This window comes from Ciceribacter azotifigens, assembly GCF_048159625.1.
In the GTDB taxonomy this organism is placed as follows: domain Bacteria; phylum Pseudomonadota; class Alphaproteobacteria; order Rhizobiales; family Rhizobiaceae; genus Allorhizobium; species Allorhizobium azotifigens.
Map to the genome: position 1 here is coordinate 279,040 of NZ_JBLQTA010000002.1, position 16,253 is coordinate 295,292.

Below are 16,253 nucleotides of genomic sequence, written 5' to 3' on the forward strand. Positions count from 1 at the left end.
TCGGTCCGCCTCAGCGCCGATGCAACGTCACCGGCAGCCCGCCCTTGGGGCGCAGGGTGAGGCGGCAGAGCGGCTCCACCTTGTGGCCGGCATCGACGCGTACGCGGAAACGCTGCGCGAGGACGGCGAGGCAAAGGATCGCCTCGGTGAGCCCGAAATTCATGCCTGGGCAGACGCGCGGGCCGCTGGCGAACGGAATGTAGCTGTAGGGAACCGGTCGGCGACCATTCAGGAAACGCTCGGGTCGGAAGAGATGCGGGTCCTCGAAGAGGCTCGGTGTGCGGTGCAGGAGCCACGGCACCATGAGCACGAGCGACGCGGGTTCGATCGGCATGTCCCCGATCGTGTCGGCCTGTTTCGTCTGACGGGCGAGGATCGGCACCGGCGGATAGAGCCGGAGTGTCTCCTCGATAACCGCGCGGCAATAGTCGAGGTTCGGCACGTCGTCGATGGTGGGTGTGCGGTCGCCGCAGACGCGGGCGATTTCCTCATGCACTGCCTGTTCCGCCCAGCCGGCACGCGACAGCAGGTACCAGGCCCAAGTGAGCGTCGCCGCCGTCGTCTCGTGCCCGGCCATGAAGATCGTCGCTGCCTCGTTACGCAGCGCGACGAGATCCAGTTTCAGCTCGGGGCTGCGCTCCTGCCGGCGGATCAGGAGTTCGACCATGGAATTATGGTCGCCGCGTCCGGCGAGATGGTCCTCCACCACCTTGTCGATGATGCGGTGGATCCGCTTGACCGAGCGGCGCAGCGAAGGCGTGCGCAAGACCGGCAGGCCTTCATCGAAGCCGATGAAATAGCCGAGATTGATGGAGTCGATCAGCGACTGGTAGCTCGTGAAACTGTCGGTGACCGCATCGGCGCTCTCCTTGCCGAGATTGTTCCCGAAGACACTGCGCGAGATGATCTCCGCCGTCAGGCCTGCCATCTCGTGCAGGACGTTGACGCTCGCCCCGTCCGGCATGCGGCTCCAGCGCTCGACCAGTTCGCCGGCAGTCTTCTCCATCACCGGCCCGAAGCTCGGCACCCGGTTGGTGTGGACGATATCGTTGACGAGCGCGCGCCGCTGTTTCCAGGTCTCGCCGTCGGAAATGAAGAGGCCGTCGCCGAGCAGGTATTCGAGAGCCCGACGCATCTGCGGGCTCTTGCGTTCGTAGTTCTCGTGGCGCTTCACCACCACCTGACGGATGAGGTCCGGTGCGTTGACCAGCACGATCTGCCGGCCGAGCACCCGTGTGGCAGTGACCCGTTCGGTGAAGTCGGCAGGGCGCCAGATCGACAGGAAATCGACCCGTGCCTGCAAGAGGAGCCGCAGCCAGTCACCGCTCTTGCCGTCGTAGTAGGCGGCATGCGCGGGTTCGAACGAGGTGTCGTTCAGTCTTTCGGTGATTTCAACCGGTCGGGGCCGCCAGGCAAACATTGCGCGATAGATTCCATGGTTGTCGGTGGGCAACCGAGGATTGACGGGGCGGGTCGGTTCGTCAATCGCGCGGCGCTGAAAGTACCAGTATCCGTGACGAAAGGGTGCGGCAAGCCGCGCCCTGTCTCCAGCAACAAATGATTTGCCGAAACGATGCGTCAGTTGTTCGCCGTCACCTTGGCGCCGAGCACCTTCGGGAGCGTGTCCGGAGCCCCCATGGCGGCGCCCATGATCATCGGGAAGGGCACGGGCTTTTCCGGGGTGGCGGAGATCGTCAGGCTCTTCGGGTCGTCGATATAGCTATTGACGGCCGCGGAGACCTCGTTGGCGAAGGCGCCGAGATTGGCCTGGCCGAGCATGATCGGCACCATGGCCTTCACCATCTGCGCCATGTCGGCGCCGGAGGTACCCTGCTGCTTGCCGGCATATTCCAGGCCGCGGCCGGTGATGCCGTCGTCCTCGAAGCGGATTTCGGCATTGTTGAACGACATCTGCTGCATCAGCCCGAGCATGGCGAGGCCGGCGGCCTGCTGTGCCTGCTCGTTCTGTGGCTGGGACTGCATCGTGCGGGCGGTCTCCTGCAGCTGCTTGACGAGGTCCATCGTGTAGCCCGAGACGCTGAAGGCGAGGTTCAGCATGCCGACATTGGCGAAGTCGAAGGCATATTCTTCGACCTTGATCGTGCCGGTGGCGAGCTCCCAGCTGCCCTTTATGGAGACTTTGCCGTCGATCGTCTTCAGGTTGAGGGCTTCGATGGCTTCCTTGCTCTGGGCGTCCTCGACCGAGGCGAGATCGGCCTTGATGCCGCTGATGTCGGCCTCGAAGCTCATCGATTTCTCGTCTTCGGCGACGTCGAGCGTGCCGCTCGCTTCCGTCATCGAGAAGACTTCCTTGCCATCGACGACGACCTTGATCGGGCCGCTATGCGCCTCGTCGTAGAGCATCATCGAGGACAGATCGTTGCCTTCGGTGCTGCCGGGCACCCAGATTCCGGCGAGGTAGAGGTTGTCGACCGTCACGGACGACTTCTCTTCGGTGAAATTGACCGGAGGAAAGTCGATGCGCTCGATGGAATAGGCGCCGCCGTCTTCCTCGGAGACGTTCGTCAGCGTCAGGTCACCGAGATTGACGCTCGACTGGTTCTCGCCGAGCGTCGTGAACTTGGCGCCCTTCAGCAGCACGTCGCTGCCGTCGACTTCGACCGACTCGGCCGAGATCGTCGCGCTGCCGGCTGCGTAGGCGGCATTGATCTTCTTCAGCAGGTCCTGGCCGTCCAACGCCCAGGCATGACCGGAGAGAGAGAGCAGGAAGGTTCCGGCCAGAAGAAGCTTGGTCGCCCGGGACTGTGTCATAATGAATCCTCTTGAAATCGGTGTAATCACTGAACCTTTTGGTTGCGCGGGAGCCTACTGTCTGCTGCGGGAGAAGTATAGCGGGAAGTTGGGTGGTTCCCGCAGGGTTGACCGTCCTGCGGGCGCGGCTGCGGCGCGATGTCCCGAAACAGACTTAATCCACAATCGGATCAGCCGGATTCCTTGCCGTCCGGGGTCATCTCCGCTAGCAAGGACGCATGGGAAAGAGCCTTTTGCCGCCCGGTGACGGCGGCGACAATATTCAACCGGTGGATTTGAGGGCAGCGCTCGAAGAGCGCTACCTTGCCTATGCGCTGTCGACGATCATGCACCGCGCGCTCCCCGATGTACGCGACGGGCTGAAGCCGGTGCACCGGCGCATCATCCACGCGATGAGCGAGATGGGCATCCGCCCGAACTCGGCCTTCAAGAAGTGTGCCCGTATCGTCGGCGACGTCATCGGCAAGTTCCACCCGCACGGCGACCAGTCGGTCTATGACGCGCTGGTGCGCCTCGCGCAGGATTTCTCGCAGCGCTATCCCGTCGTCGACGGGCAGGGCAATTTCGGCAATATCGATGGCGACAGTGCCGCCGCCTACCGTTACACCGAAGCGCGGATGACCGAGGTCGCGGCGCTTCTGCTCGAAGGCATCGAACAGGATGCCGTGGACTTCCGTCCGACCTACAACGAGGAAGACGAGGAGCCGGTCGTCCTGCCGGGCGCCTTCCCGAACCTGCTCGCCAACGGCTCCTCCGGGATTGCTGTCGGCATGGCGACGTCCATTCCTTCCCACAACGTCCATGAGATCTGCGACGCGGCGCTCTATCTCATCAAGAATCCCGGCGCCACCGTCGAGGAACTGATCGCCGATCCGGCGAACCCGCAGCGCGGCGGCATCGAAGGCCCGGATTTCCCGACCGGCGGCATCATCATCGAGAGCCGCGAGAGCATGGTCGAGACGTATCGCACCGGCCGCGGCGGTTTCCGCGTCCGGGCGAAGTGGGAGACCGAGGACCTCGGCCGCGGCGGCTACCAGATCGTCGTCACGCAGATCCCCTACCAGGTGCAGAAATCGCGGCTCATCGAAAAGATCGCCGAGCTGCTGATCGCCCGCAGGCTGCCGTTGCTGGAAGACATCCGCGACGAATCGGCCGAGGACGTGCGCATCGTGCTGGTGCCGAAGAGCCGTACCGTCGACGCCACACTGCTGATGGAGTCGCTGTTCAAGCTGACGGAACTCGAAAGCCGTATTCCGCTCAACATGAACGTGCTCTCGATGGGCAAGGTGCCGAAGGTCATGGCCCTGAACGAGGTCCTGACGGAGTGGCTCGACCACCGCAAGGACGTGCTCGTCCGCCGTTCGCGTTTCAGGCTCGCCGCCATCGACCGGCGCCTCGAGATCCTCGGTGGCCTGCTGATCGCCTATCTCAACCTCGATGAGGTGATCCGCATCATCCGCGAGGAGGACGAGCCGAAGCCGGTCCTGATCGCCAGATGGGACCTGACCGACGTCCAGGCTGAGGCCATCCTCAACATGCGGCTGCGCAATCTGCGCAAGCTCGAGGAATTCGAGATCCGCAAGGAGCACGAGGAACTCTCGGCCGAGAAGGCCGAGATCGAATCCCTGCTCGCCTCGGACGACAAGCAGTGGCAGACGGTTGCCTGGGAGATCGGCGAGGTCAAGAAGAAGTACGCCAAGGCGACGGAACTCGGCCGCCGGCGTACAATGTTCTCGAATGCGCCGGAGGCCGATATAGAGGCGATCCAGCAGGCGATGATCGAGAAGGAGCCGATCACTGTTGTCGTCTCGGAAAAGGGTTGGATCCGCGCCCTCAAGGGCCATATTTCCGATACGTCCAGCCTCACCTTCAAGGAGGGCGACGCTCTTCGGGTCGCGTTCCCGGCGCAGACCACCGACAAGATCCTGCTCGTCACCACTGGCGGCAAGGTCTTCACGCTCGGCGGCGACAAGCTGCCCGGCGGCCGAGGTCACGGCGAGCCGATCCGCATCATGGTCGACATGGAGAACGATCAGGACGTCCTGACGGCCTTCGTGCACGATCCGTCGCGCAAGCTCCTGCTCGCCTCCACCGCGGGCAATGGTTTCGTGATTCCGGAAAGCGAGATGGTCGCCAATACCCGCAAGGGCAAGCAGATCATGAATGTCGGCATGCCGGACGAGACGAAGCTCGTCGTGCCGGTCACAGGCGACCACGTCGCCGTCGTCGGCGAGAACCGCAAGCTCCTGGTCTTCCCGCTGGCGCAGGTGCCGGAGATGTCGCGTGGCAAGGGCGTGCGCCTGCAGCGCTACAAGGATGGCGGTATCTCCGACGTGAAGTGCTTCGCGATCGCTGACGGTCTGACCTGGGAGGACAGCGCGGGTCGCGTCTTTACCAAGAGCAAGGACGAACTGGTCGAATGGCTGGGCGACCGGGCCTCCGCCGGGCGGCTGGTGCCGAAGGGCTTCCCGCGCAGCAGCAAGTTCTCAGGCTGAGATCAGCGACGCGGGACGGTATGATCGGCAAGAAACCGCCGCGCGCCGCCCTTCTGTTTGCACTCGGCGGGGCGTGACGGCTGAGCCACGGTGCCGGACCTCGGCAGCGGCCGTTCGGCCACTCGATCACCAATTTTGTCGGTGAGTTTTACTCTCGCGGGGGTTGCTAGTAGCCGCCGTAGCGTTATCCTTCGGTTGTATCGTTTTTCCTTGATCGACGGAAGGTGGCCGGATGCTGACGCGACGTGGAATCTTGACCGGAGGCTCCGCGGCACTGGCGCTCGGCGGCGTAGGCATCGTCGTCGAGGCCAGGCGTGCGGCGGCTCACTATGAGCGCTATTCGCGAGACCTGCGCGTTCCGCTGACCGCACCGGCGACCGATCGCGGCCTTCTTCGTTATGCCACACTCGCGGCCAACGGACACAATACCCAGCCCTGGCTGTTTCGAACGTCGGAACGCGGCATCGCCATTCGGCCGGATTTTTCCCGCCGCACGCCGGTCGTCGATCCCGACGATCATCACCTCTACGTCAGCCTCGGCTGCGCCGTGGAGAATCTCGCGATCGCCGCGATCGCGACTGGCCGCCCCGGCGCGGTCACGGTGACACGGGACGGCAATGATACGGGCGCGTCGCTGACGTTCCTGAGCGATGGAGTGCCCGCCGATGCGGAAACGTGGAAGATGTTCACGGCAATCCCGCGGCGGCAGTCGACGCGCAGCGCCTACGACGGGCGGCCGGTGCCGTCCGCCGACCTCGAGCGGCTTCGCAAGAGTGCCGCCGTCGACGGCGTTCAGGTGGCCTTGGTGACCGAACGTGCCGTGATCGGCCGCATGCGTGACCTCGTCGTCGCCGGCAACGATGCGCAGATGGCGGATCGCGCCTTCGTGGCGGAGCTCAAGCGATGGATTCGCTTCAGTTCCTCGGCGGCGATGACGCGGGGTGATGGGCTGTACGCGCCGGCGAGCGGCAATCCCGCTCTGCCGGAGTGGGTTGGACCGCATGCCTTCGACATGGTCTTCAGGCCTCGCACCGAGGCCGACAAATATGCCCGCCAGATCGACAGCTCCGCGGGGATCGCCGTCTTCTCCGCCGCGCCGGAAAGCCCGGCCGGCTGGATCGCTGCGGGACGGGCCTGCCAGCGTTTCTGCCTGACGGCGACGGCGCTCGGCATCCGGACCGCATTCGTCAACCAGCCGGTGGAGGTCGCGGGCCTGCGTGCGGATGTGGCGAGTGTCGCCGGGCTGAAGGGACGCCGTCCCGACCTCGTACTTCGCTTCGGCTATGCGCCGGCCTTGCCCTATTCGCCCCGCCGGCCGGTCGAGGCGGTGATCGTGCGCGACGCCTGAGCTCAAACTCCGGGCTGCATGCGGCGGGAAAGCCAGACCTGCAGCAGCGAGTTTCCGATGAGGCCGAGGAGCATGATCGTGCCGCCGACCAGCGTCATCCGGCTCGGGGCCTCGGTGAACACCAGCCACATCCAGATGGGGGCGAGGATCGTCTCCAGGAGATAGAACATGCCGACCTCGGCCGCGGGCAGGTAGCGTGGGCCGGTGGCGAGGCACCAGAAGGCGAGCGGCATCATGACCGCGCCGTCGAGCAATGCCCATTGCGGCTCGCTGATGGCGAAACCGGTCTGGCTCGCCATCGCGAGCCCGGTCACGCCGGGCAGCAGCGTTCCCATCAGCGACGCAAATCCCATCGGCTCCTTCGATGCGCGGCCGATCGTCAGTGCTGCCGCGATGAGGAACCCGCAGGCGAGCGCAAGCAGATCGCCGAAGAGATGCCCCGCGGCCATGCCGTCGCCGACGATCAGTGCCACGCCGCAGACCATGATCGCCATTGTCGTGAGGGTGGCGGAGGAGGGGCGCTCCTTCAGGAAAACCCACGAGAGAAGCGCACCGAACATCGGATTGAAGGCGACGATGAAGACGAGGTTCGCCGTCGTCGTATGGTAGACGGCGGCGATGAAGGTCATGGTCGATAGACCATAGAGGGTGCTCGCGGCGACGCTGCGGCGGGAGAGCCGGAACGGCACCCGGCCGTCGCCGATCCGGCGGAGCAGCAGGAGCAGGACTACCGCCAGCGCGAAGGTCGAGAGGTTGCGCAACGCCAGCACCGACCAGATGTCGCCGTCGGCGAGGCGCACCAGCGGAATGTCGAAGGAGAGCGCCAGGCCGCCGGCCGTGGTCAGCACGAGCCCCTTGCGGCGCGCGTCGAAGTGTTCTGAAGGCATGTCAGTCCCGGGTGGGTTCAGAGGAGATGTAACGCTGCCATCCCTGGCTCAGGAGGTGCTCCTGCGGCTGGAAGCGGATCTTGTAGCCCATCTTGTCCGACCCCTTGACCCAGTAGCCGAGATAGACGTGCGGCAGTCCGAGCGCCTTCGCCCGGTTGATGTGGTCGAGCACCATCAGCGTGCCGAGGGAACGCTTTTCCATGGCCGGATTGAAGAACGAGTAGACCATGGACAAACCGTCGCTCATGAAATCGCTGAGCGCGACCCCAACCAGTTCGCCCTTCGGCTTCCCCTTGAGGCCGTCGCCCGGAGCGCGCAACCGGTATTCGATGATCCTCGTCTGCACATGGGTGTCCTCGACCATGATCGCATAATCGAGTGCCGTCATGTCGGACATGCCGCCGCTCTGGTGACGATGGTCGAGATAGCGGCGGAAGAGGCTGAACTGCTCCGAGGAGGGCTGCGCCGGGAAGACGGTCGCGACGATGTCGCGGTTGACGGCAAGCACACGACGGAACGACCGGCCGGGCGTGAATTCCTTCGCGAGGATACGGACGGAGATGCAGGCGCGGCAGGATTCGCAGGCTGGCCGGTAGGCGATGTTCTGCGAGCGTCGGAAACCGCCCTGCGTCAGTAGGTCGTTCATCTCGGTCGCCCGTGGCCCGACGAGATGGGTGAAGACCTTCCGCTCCTTCTCACCCGGCAGGTAGGGACACGGCGCCGGCGCCGTCAGGTAGAACTGCGGGGAAGGGGACGTCTGGGTGTTCATCGTGGCCGGGGCCCGATCCTTTCGCGACTATAGTTCATAATACCATGGCGCAAGAATGGAAAACGTCAACCATATGATGACGACGAGCGGTGTACCCGCCTTCACGAAGTCGGCGAACCGGTAGTGGCCCGGCCCCATCACCAGCAGATTGGTCTGGTAGCCGACGGGGGTCGCGAAGGAACAGTTCGCGGCATAGATCACCGCGGCGGCAAAGGCTCCGGGCGGTGCGCCGACGCGGCGTGCGACGTCGAGCGCGATCGGCATGAACAGCGCGGCGACGGCGTTGTTGGAAAGAATGTTGGTCAGCATCGCCATCAGCAGGAAGAGCGCAGAAAGCACGACTGCACTCGGCGCACCGTCCATCAGGGCGATCGTTTCCCGCGCGATGAGCGAGGCTCCTCCGGTGTGCTCCAGCGCGGTTGCGAGCGCGACCGCCGTCCCGATCATCAGGTAAATCTGCTTGTCGAAGGCGCGGCTTGCCTGATTGAACGTCAGGCAGCCGAGCGCGATCATCAGGCCGGCACCGACGACGGCGTTGACCACGATCGGGGAGACCTCGAAGGCCGAGAGCGCGACGATGGCGACGAAGATCGTCGCGGCGATCCTCGCCTTTCGCTTCTGCGGCACGGATTCGGCGGAGTGCTCCAGCAGGAGAATGTCGTGATTGCCCCGCATGGCGGCAAGCGCGTCCATCGTGCCACCGATGAGCAGGGTGTCGCCGGGTTCGAGCCTTATCTCGGAAAGCGCGGTCCGTGCCATGCGGCTCTTGCGCTGCACGCCGAAGACGGCGACGTCGAACTGGGCCTGAAGCCCGGAGAGCTGGATCGTGCGGCCTTCGTAGCGCGAGCCGGGGGCGATCACCGCCTCGACGATATGGTAATGGGCGCCGGGCGGCACGACGTCGATATTGCTGCTGTAGCCATCCTCGCCTTCGAGCCCCGTCGTTCCCTTCTCGCCCTTGGCGATGGCATCCATGAAGGCCTTGCGCGTTCCCGTGACGATCAGAATGTCGCCCGGCATCAGGGTGATGTTCTCGAAGGGCGGGCGGATCGGCACGTCGCGGCGCAGCAGCAGGCGCGGGGTCAGATCGCGGATTTCCGGAAAGAAGCCCGCCTTGGAGGTCATGCCGATATAGCGATGGCCCGCCGTCAGGAGGATCTCGCCGACGAACTGCGTGCCGGTGACCTGGTTCTCGCGTGATGCCGCCGATATGCGATCCTTGAGAAGGCGCGGCATCACCACGAGAACATAGGCTCCGCCGACGAGAGCGAGAATGAGCCCCATGCCGGTCAGGTCGAAGAAGCCGATCTCAAGGCCCTGCTGTGCCGCAAGCCCCGCCGCGATCATGTTGGTGGAGGAGCCGATGACCGTCGTCATCCCGCCGAGGATGGTGATGAAGGAGAGCGGCATGAAGATCTTGTAGTTCGGAACCCGCTGCTGCGCGGCGACCACCGTCAGGATCGGAATGAAGATCACCACCACCGGCGTGTTGTTGAGAAAGGCACTGGTAGTGCCGGTCACGCCGAGGATGATGGTGATGGTGAGCCATGGCCGGTTGGCGCCGAGATTGCCGAGGATGCGGGCAGGGCGCTCCAGGGCATCCGTGGCGAAGAGCCCCTGGCCGACGATCAGGAGCGCGATGATCGTCGCGAGTGCCGGGTCGCCGAAGCCTGCGAGCAGCGCGTCGGGTCCGAGCACGCTTCCGTCCGGGGTGCGCATCGGAAAGGCTCCGAAGATCGCGAGAAGCGTGGCGAGCGAACCGAGCGAAACCGCCTCGACCGAATAGCGGTCGCTTGCGAAGGCGATGATCGTGGCGAGGATGACGACGAACGTTGCGACGAGATGAAGGTCCGGCATTCAATGGTTCCGCTACAGGGGCCGGCCGGATCGGCGGTCCGGGCACGGCCCTTTATGTCGATCCAAGGGCAAGCGGAACAGTCCTAGCGTTTCAAATGTCGCGAGGTCCAGGAAATATTCTTGCGCCGGCGTGGCTTGGGGCAGGTCTCATATGCGCCTGCCCGCAACGTCCCGGCCGTATCAGGCGGTGCGGATGGTGGCGGTGCCGACGAGGAAGTCGTGGACGAGACGCGACCGTTCGGTGAAGAGGCCGGCAAGCAGGATCAGCGGCGTCAGCACCGAGTTCAGGATCCAGAAGAGCGCGAGATGCGCAATCGCAGTGACAAAGTCGATCTTGCGTCCGTCGAGCCGGACCATGGCGATGCCCATAGCACGCATGCCGGGGGTGGCCTGGAACGGTCCTGCCAGCGAGATTCCGAAATAGAGGCCGGCGACGATGAAGAACAGGATCGGATAGAGCATGAAACCGAGGCCGAGCGTCAGGATGCCGACGAAGAAGACGAGCACGGCAGCTGGGATCCACAGGAGCGCGATGATCAGGTAGTCGATGATGAAGGCGAACACGCGCCGCGACAGGACCCCGCTATAGGCCCGCCAGTCGTCGGGGGCCGCATAGAGCGGATTGGGATTGTAGGTCATGACATGCGCTCCTTTTGTTTGAAGACGCATATGGGGTGCCGGGCGGACCTTGGCAATCCGCCCGGGCAAGGGTACCGCCTTTATTTTGCAAGCTTTCTTGCGACGTCCATCGCGAAGTAGGTGAGGATGCCGTCGCAGCCCGCCCGCTTGAAACAGAGCAGTGTTTCCATCATCGCCTTCTCTTCGTCGAGCCAGCCGTTCATCGCGGCTGCCTTGATCTGCGCATATTCGCCGGAGACCTGGTAGGCGAAGACCGGCAGGCTGAAGGCTTCCTTCATCCGCCAACAGATGTCGAGATAGGGGAGACCCGGCTTCACCATCAGCATGTCGGCGCCTTCCTCGACGTCGAGGGCCGCATCGCGCATCGCTTCGGTGCCGTTGGCAGGATCGATGTAGTAGCTCTTTTTGTCGCCCTTCAGCAGGCCGCCGGTGGAGATCGCCTCGCGATAGGGGCCGTAATAGCAGGAGGCGAACTTCGTCGCATAGGCCATGATGCCGACCGACTGGTGGCCGGCGGCGTCGAGGCCACGGCGGATCGCGCCGACGCGGCCGTCCATCATGTCGGAAGGGGCGATGATGTCGGAGCCGGCATCGGCCTGCAGCACCGCCGCCCGGACGATCTGGTCGACCGTCTCGTCGTTGACGATCTCGCCCTCGCGCAGGATGCCGTCATGGCCGTGGCTGGTGAAGGGATCGAGTGCGACGTCGGTGATGACGCCGATGTTCGGCACCGCCTTTTTGATCGCCGCGGTCGCGCGATTGATGAGGTTGTTGGCCTCGAGGATCTGCGATCCGGTCTGGTCACGCAGCTCCATCTCGACATTGGGGAAGGTGGCGAGTGCCGGGATGCCGAGATCGGCCGCTTCCTTCGCCGCTTCCACCGCCTTGTCGACCGACATCCGGTTGACGCCTGGCATTGCGGCGATCGGTTCGACGATGCCGGTGCCGGGGATGATGAAGATCGGCCAGATGAGGTCGTCGACGGTCAGCCGGTTCTCGAGCACCAGCCGCCGCGTCCAGTCGGCCTTGCGGTTGCGTCGCATCCGCCGGTGACCGGTGATCTCGTCGACACGGTGGGTTATGTCCTGCGTCATGGCACTCGTCCTCGCTTGGTGGCTCAAACCGCCGGCTGCATAGCACGAGACCGGAGCCGTGCAAAAGTAAACGTCGTCGCAGCCCCTTCGAAGTCGCGGATCGACCATCGTCGCTTCGACGGCTGCGCTGTGGGCGAAGGTCTTCGCTCCCGCCTTTTCTCTGGAAGTCGCTGGCAGCGACGAGGGCGTCCGCCTATGTTTTGCGGATGGAAGCTGATTCGCCGCACGTGCCGAAACGCAGCCTGACGGAGACATTGTTCGTGACCTTCCTCCGGTTGGTCGCGGTCTCATGCTTGTGGTTCGGCCTTCAATACTGGGCGATGCTCGTCGGCTATTCGTTCGGCGGCAGCGCCCGCTTCGATCTCCTGAATCTGCCATGGAAAGTTGCGGCCAGCAGCCTCGCGGTCGTCTTTCCCGTGGCGGCCCTCGGCCTCTGGCTTGCCGTGTCCTGGGGGCCGGTGATCTGGGTCTTCGCGGCCGGCGGCCAGATCCTGATGTATGGTGTCTGGAGCAACATCTACGGCAGCAACAGCCTCGTCGTTCCCATGCATTCCGCGGTGGTGGTCGTCTACCTCGCGTTTCGCGTCGCTCTCTGGCTGGAACAGCGCCGCAAGGCGCAGGAGATAAGGGTTGATTTACCCTGATCGACACTCGGCTTTCGGTAAGCTCCTGTTAAGCCTGCATTTTAAATAGAATTTTAGGCGCATTCGATAGTGTCTCTCACAAGGCGGGAAGAAAACCAAAAGCCGCCAGACAAACAGTGAGGCAGATCGACATGAACACGAAACTCAAGCCGCAGCCGGCAACACACGCCCCGCATGACGATGCAATCCGCTCGCTCTATCTGGAATCGCTCCACCTGGTCGAGCGGCTGCATCGCCGCCTTCTGGACGTCATCAAGGACGAGTTCGACCGTCAGGGTCGCTCGGACGTCAACGCCGTCCAGGCCCTCCTTCTCTTCAACATCGGCAACTCGGAGCTGACCGCCGGCGAGCTGCGCTCGCGGGGCTACTATCTCGGCTCGAACGTGTCCTACAACGTCAAGAAGCTGGTCGACCTCGGCTTCATCAATCACCAGCGTTCGCGCATCGACCGTCGCTCGGTCCGCATCAGTCTGACCGACAGCGGCCAGGAAGTCGCCGAGACCGTCGCCCGCCTCTATGAGCGCCACATCGGCTCGATCCAGAAGGTCGGCGGCATCGGTTCGGACGAATTCACCCAGATGAACAAGCTCCTGCAGCGCCTCGACCGCTTCTGGAACGACCAGATCCTCTACCGTCTCTGATCCACCGGGGCATTTCGAGGTACTGCATTTTCCTCCAGTCATGCAGTCGCACGACGAGGCGCCTGGCGCGGCAATCTGCCCGCCACGGCGCCTGCGTGCGTTGGACGGCGCGGCGCGACACGCATTCGTGAATGGCCACCGGTGACACGAATTGGCCATATTGATATGGGAGCGCCGGGGAAGAGAAAACGCCGCGTGGCCCTCCCGTCCGGATGGCCGATTTCGGGCTACCGGCAAGACGCGTGCGCGTTTGTTAACCATGCCTGTGTATAGGCTGGCTGTCTGTCCTTTTTGGGAAAATGGTAGGGAATATGTCGAATAAGCCTGCAAATCTTGCCATGTCGCGTCGTGCTCTGCTGCGTGGCGCCGCCGTTGCCGGTGTAGCCGCAATCGCCGGGCAGGCGGCCGCACAGACGGCGATCGACGATGTCATCAACGCGCCGCGCCGCGGGAACTGGGACGACCAGTTCGACGCGCAGGTTTCTCGTGCAAATGCCAATGTCGTGTCAAATACGCCGGTCCTCAGCCCCAGCAACATCATGCATGTGCAGCAGGCGATCGCCAACTACCAGGCCATCGTCGCCAATGGCGGCTGGCCGCAGGTCAATCCGGGCGTCAAACTGAAGCTCGGCGTCAGCGATCCGTCGGTCCAGACGCTGCGACAGCGCCTGATGATCTCCGGCGACCTGCCGCGCTCGGCCGGCCTTTCCAATTCGTTCGACACCTATGTCGACGGTGCGGTCAAGCGCTTCCAGGCCCGTCACGGCCTTCCGGACGACGGTGTGCTTGGCGAGTTCACGCTGAAGGCGCTCAACGTCCCGGCCGATACCCGCCTGATGCAGCTCAACGTCAACCTGCAACGCCTGCAGGACATCGTCAGCAAGCAGCTCGAAGCCCGCTACATCATGGTCAACATTCCGGCCGCCTATGTCGAGGCTGTCGAGAACGACCGCGTGGCGCTGCGCAATACCGCAATCGTCGGCCGCATCAGCCGTCCGTCGCCGCTGGTGAGCTCCAAGGTTTCCGACATCATCCTCAATCCGTACTGGACTGCGCCGCGCTCGATCGTCGAGAAGGACATCGTGCCGCTGATGCAGAAGGACCCGACCTATCTGGCGCGCAACAGCATTCGCCTGATCGACGGCAAGGGCAACGAGGTTGCGCCGGAAACGATCGACTGGTTCGCCCCGAAGGCGCCGAACCTGATGTTCCGCCAGGACCCGGGCAAGATCAACGCGATGTCGGCGACGAAGATCAACTTCCCGAGCCCGGAAGCGGTCTACATGCACGACACGCCGACTCAAGGGCTGTTCAACAAGCTCATGCGGTTCGAGTCCTCGGGCTGCGTGCGCGTGCAGAACGTCCGCGACCTCATCGTCTGGGTGCTGAAATACACGCCCGGCTGGAGCCGTCAGCAGATCGAGCAGGTCATCGCATCGCGCGTCAACACGCCGATCCCGGTGAGCGACGACGTCGGCGTCCACTGGGTGTACCTCACCGCCTGGTCGGCGAAGGACAATGTCGTCCAGTTCCGCGACGACATCTATCAGCTCGACGGCAACGTCCAGCTCGCGCTCGACACCAATATCGGCGTCGAACAGGTCGCCGGTTCGATCTCGGTCGACGACGACCTCGTGCCACAGCAGTAAGGGCATTTGCCGCCTCCCTTTAAAGCCGCGCCTCTCCGGAGCGCGGCTTTTTTCGTCCGGGCGGGACGTTATCGCTCTTTGATGCTCAAATGTCGTAAGCCGTATTGCCCTCGGTCCTGCAGGAGGCTAAGACCCCTTGGCATCAACCCGTTCAGGAGCCTTCTACTATGTCGAACACCGATGCCTTCTTCTCCCGCCCGCTTGCCGAGGTCGATCCCGAAATCTTCGGCGCGATCGAGAAGGAACTGGGTCGCCAGCGCCATGAGATCGAGCTGATCGCCTCCGAGAACATCGTCTCGCGCGCGGTGCTCGAGGCGCAGGGTTCGATCATGACCAACAAGTACGCCGAGGGCTATCCGGGCAAGCGCTACTACGGCGGCTGCCAGTATGTCGACATCGCCGAGGAACTGGCGATCGAGCGTGCCAAGAAGCTTTTCGGCGTCAACTTCGCCAACGTCCAGCCGAATTCCGGTTCGCAGATGAACCAGGCGGTGTTCCTGGCGCTGCTGCAGCCGGGTGACACCTTCATGGGCCTTGACCTCAATTCCGGGGGGCACCTGACCCACGGTTCTCCGGTCAACATGTCCGGCAAGTGGTTCAACGTCGTCTCATACGGCGTTCGCGAAGGCGACCATCTGCTCGACATGGACGATGTCGCCGAGAAGGCCCGCAAGCACAAGCCGAAGCTGATCATCGCCGGCGGCACCGCCTATTCCCGCATCTGGGACTGGAAGCGCTTCCGCGAGATCGCCGACGAAGTCGGCGCCTGGCTGATGGTCGACATGGCCCACATCGCCGGTCTCGTCGCCGGCGGCCAGCATCCGTCGCCATTCCCGCACTGCCACGTCGCGACCACCACGACCCACAAGTCGCTGCGCGGTCCCCGCGGTGGCATGGTGCTCACCAATGACGAGGATATCGCCAAGAAGATCAACTCGGCCGTCTTCCCCGGCCTGCAGGGCGGCCCGCTGATGCACGTCATCGCCGCGAAGGCCGTTGCCCTCGGCGAAGCGCTGAAGCCCGATTTCAAGGACTATGCCGCGCAGATCGTCAAGAACGCCAAGGCTCTGGCCGACACGCTGATGGCCGGCGGCGTCGACATCGTTTCGGGCGGCACCGACAACCACCTGATGCTCGTCGACCTTCGCAAGAAGAACGCGACCGGCAAGCGTGCGGAAGCCGCCCTCGGTCGCGCTTACGTCACCTGCAACAAGAACGGCATCCCCTTCGATCCGGAAAAGCCCTTCGTCACGTCCGGTGTTCGCCTCGGCACGCCGGCCGGCACCACCCGTGGCTTCAAGGAAGCCGAGTTCCGCGAGATCGGCAACCTGATCATCGAGGTTTTGGACGGTCTCAAGGTCGCCAATTCCGACGAGGGCAATGCCGGCGTAGAGGCTTCCGTCCGCGAAAAGGTCGTGGCCCTCACCGGCCGCTTCCCGATGTACCCGTACATGTAAG

Annotated in this window: 13 protein-coding genes; 6 read left to right on the top strand and 7 right to left on the bottom strand. The window is 63.9% G+C overall.

The window, feature by feature from the left end; genetic code table 11:
- Positions 1 to 10: 10 nt before the first annotated feature.
- Both ACM6UT_RS04300 and ACM6UT_RS04305 read right to left on the bottom strand, forming a co-directional pair.
- The gene (locus ACM6UT_RS04300) at positions 11 to 1,420 is read right to left on the bottom strand and encodes a cytochrome P450 (RefSeq protein ID WP_416796132.1); all 1,410 of its coding nucleotides are present in this window, start codon (positions 1,418 to 1,420) and stop codon (positions 11 to 13) included.
- Between the two features lie 158 nt (positions 1,421 to 1,578).
- Entirely contained in the window at positions 1,579 to 2,772 is a 1,194-nt protein-coding gene (locus tag ACM6UT_RS04305; RefSeq protein WP_416796133.1) for a hypothetical protein, read from the bottom strand.
- A 218-nt stretch (positions 2,773 to 2,990) separates the two neighbouring features.
- Here ACM6UT_RS04305 and parC point away from each other — a divergent pair, with 218 nt between their 5' ends.
- Together parC and ACM6UT_RS04315 are read left to right on the top strand one after the other, a co-directional pair.
- On the top strand, positions 2,991 to 5,267 hold the full coding sequence (gene parC, locus ACM6UT_RS04310; RefSeq protein WP_416796134.1) for a DNA topoisomerase IV subunit A: 2,277 nt from the start codon (positions 2,991 to 2,993) through the stop codon (positions 5,265 to 5,267).
- A gap of 232 nt (positions 5,268 to 5,499) precedes the next feature.
- Positions 5,500 to 6,615, top strand: coding sequence for an Acg family FMN-binding oxidoreductase (locus ACM6UT_RS04315; RefSeq protein WP_416796135.1), 1,116 nt, complete (start codon positions 5,500 to 5,502; stop codon positions 6,613 to 6,615).
- Between the two features lie 2 nt (positions 6,616 to 6,617).
- On the opposite strand, the gene ACM6UT_RS04320 is transcribed toward ACM6UT_RS04315, so the two are convergent.
- From ACM6UT_RS04320 to hemB, 5 genes are all read right to left on the bottom strand, one after another.
- On the bottom strand, positions 6,618 to 7,502 hold the full coding sequence (locus ACM6UT_RS04320) for a DMT family transporter (protein ID WP_416796136.1): 885 nt from the start codon (positions 7,500 to 7,502) through the stop codon (positions 6,618 to 6,620).
- A gap of 1 nt (position 7,503) precedes the next feature.
- The gene (locus tag ACM6UT_RS04325; RefSeq protein ID WP_416796137.1) at positions 7,504 to 8,271 is read right to left on the bottom strand and encodes an arginyltransferase; all 768 of its coding nucleotides are present in this window, start codon (positions 8,269 to 8,271) and stop codon (positions 7,504 to 7,506) included.
- A 27-nt stretch (positions 8,272 to 8,298) separates the two neighbouring features.
- Positions 8,299 to 10,128 (bottom strand): SLC13 family permease, encoded by a 1,830-nt coding sequence (locus ACM6UT_RS04330; protein ID WP_416796138.1) that lies wholly within the window; start codon positions 10,126 to 10,128, stop codon positions 8,299 to 8,301.
- Positions 10,129 to 10,308: 180 nt separating this feature from the next.
- A complete protein-coding gene (locus ACM6UT_RS04335; RefSeq protein ID WP_416796139.1) occupies positions 10,309 to 10,767 on the bottom strand; it encodes an RDD family protein in 459 nt (152 codons plus the stop codon).
- An 80-nt stretch (positions 10,768 to 10,847) separates the two neighbouring features.
- The gene (gene hemB, locus ACM6UT_RS04340; RefSeq protein ID WP_416796140.1) at positions 10,848 to 11,861 is read right to left on the bottom strand and encodes a porphobilinogen synthase; all 1,014 of its coding nucleotides are present in this window, start codon (positions 11,859 to 11,861) and stop codon (positions 10,848 to 10,850) included.
- 206 nt (positions 11,862 to 12,067) lie between these two features.
- Between hemB and ACM6UT_RS04345 the strand changes: the two genes are divergently transcribed.
- The 4 genes from ACM6UT_RS04345 (at position 12,068) to glyA (ending at position 16,252) form a co-directional block, all read left to right on the top strand.
- Positions 12,068 to 12,505, top strand: a complete 438-nt coding sequence (locus ACM6UT_RS04345; RefSeq protein ID WP_416796141.1) for a DUF6163 family protein — start codon at positions 12,068 to 12,070, stop codon at positions 12,503 to 12,505.
- A gap of 131 nt (positions 12,506 to 12,636) precedes the next feature.
- Positions 12,637 to 13,146 carry a transcriptional regulator LdtR gene (gene ldtR, locus ACM6UT_RS04350; protein WP_416796142.1) on the top strand — a complete coding sequence of 170 codons (510 nt, stop codon included), beginning with the start codon at positions 12,637 to 12,639 and terminating at the stop codon, positions 13,144 to 13,146.
- A 311-nt stretch (positions 13,147 to 13,457) separates the two neighbouring features.
- Positions 13,458 to 14,795, top strand: a complete 1,338-nt coding sequence (locus ACM6UT_RS04355; RefSeq protein ID WP_416796143.1) for a L,D-transpeptidase family protein — start codon at positions 13,458 to 13,460, stop codon at positions 14,793 to 14,795.
- A 167-nt stretch (positions 14,796 to 14,962) separates the two neighbouring features.
- Positions 14,963 to 16,252 (top strand): serine hydroxymethyltransferase, encoded by a 1,290-nt coding sequence (glyA, locus tag ACM6UT_RS04360; RefSeq protein ID WP_416796144.1) that lies wholly within the window; start codon positions 14,963 to 14,965, stop codon positions 16,250 to 16,252.
- The last annotated feature ends 1 nt before the right edge of the window (position 16,253 follow it).

Bases quoted from the DNA above. Each gene is read 5' to 3' on its own strand.
- ACM6UT_RS04335 (WP_416796139.1), bottom strand. From the start codon at position 10,767: ATGACCTACAATCCCAATCCGCTCTATGCGGCCCCCGACGACTGGCGG.
- hemB (WP_416796140.1), bottom strand. From the start codon at position 11,861: ATGACGCAGGACATAACCCACCGTGTCGACGAGATCACCGGTCACCGG.
- ACM6UT_RS04330 (WP_416796138.1), bottom strand. From the start codon at position 10,128: ATGCCGGACCTTCATCTCGTCGCAACGTTCGTCGTCATCCTCGCCACG.
- ACM6UT_RS04345 (WP_416796141.1), top strand. From the start codon at position 12,068: ATGGAAGCTGATTCGCCGCACGTGCCGAAACGCAGCCTGACGGAGACA.
- ACM6UT_RS04320 (WP_416796136.1), bottom strand. From the start codon at position 7,502: ATGCCTTCAGAACACTTCGACGCGCGCCGCAAGGGGCTCGTGCTGACC.
- parC (WP_416796134.1), top strand. From the start codon at position 2,991: ATGGGAAAGAGCCTTTTGCCGCCCGGTGACGGCGGCGACAATATTCAA.
- ldtR (WP_416796142.1), top strand. From the start codon at position 12,637: ATGAACACGAAACTCAAGCCGCAGCCGGCAACACACGCCCCGCATGAC.
- ACM6UT_RS04305 (WP_416796133.1), bottom strand. From the start codon at position 2,772: ATGACACAGTCCCGGGCGACCAAGCTTCTTCTGGCCGGAACCTTCCTG.
- ACM6UT_RS04325 (WP_416796137.1), bottom strand. From the start codon at position 8,271: ATGAACACCCAGACGTCCCCTTCCCCGCAGTTCTACCTGACGGCGCCG.
- ACM6UT_RS04355 (WP_416796143.1), top strand. From the start codon at position 13,458: ATGTCGAATAAGCCTGCAAATCTTGCCATGTCGCGTCGTGCTCTGCTG.
- ACM6UT_RS04315 (WP_416796135.1), top strand. From the start codon at position 5,500: ATGCTGACGCGACGTGGAATCTTGACCGGAGGCTCCGCGGCACTGGCG.
- ACM6UT_RS04300 (WP_416796132.1), bottom strand. From the start codon at position 1,420: ATGTTTGCCTGGCGGCCCCGACCGGTTGAAATCACCGAAAGACTGAAC.
- glyA (WP_416796144.1), top strand. From the start codon at position 14,963: ATGTCGAACACCGATGCCTTCTTCTCCCGCCCGCTTGCCGAGGTCGAT.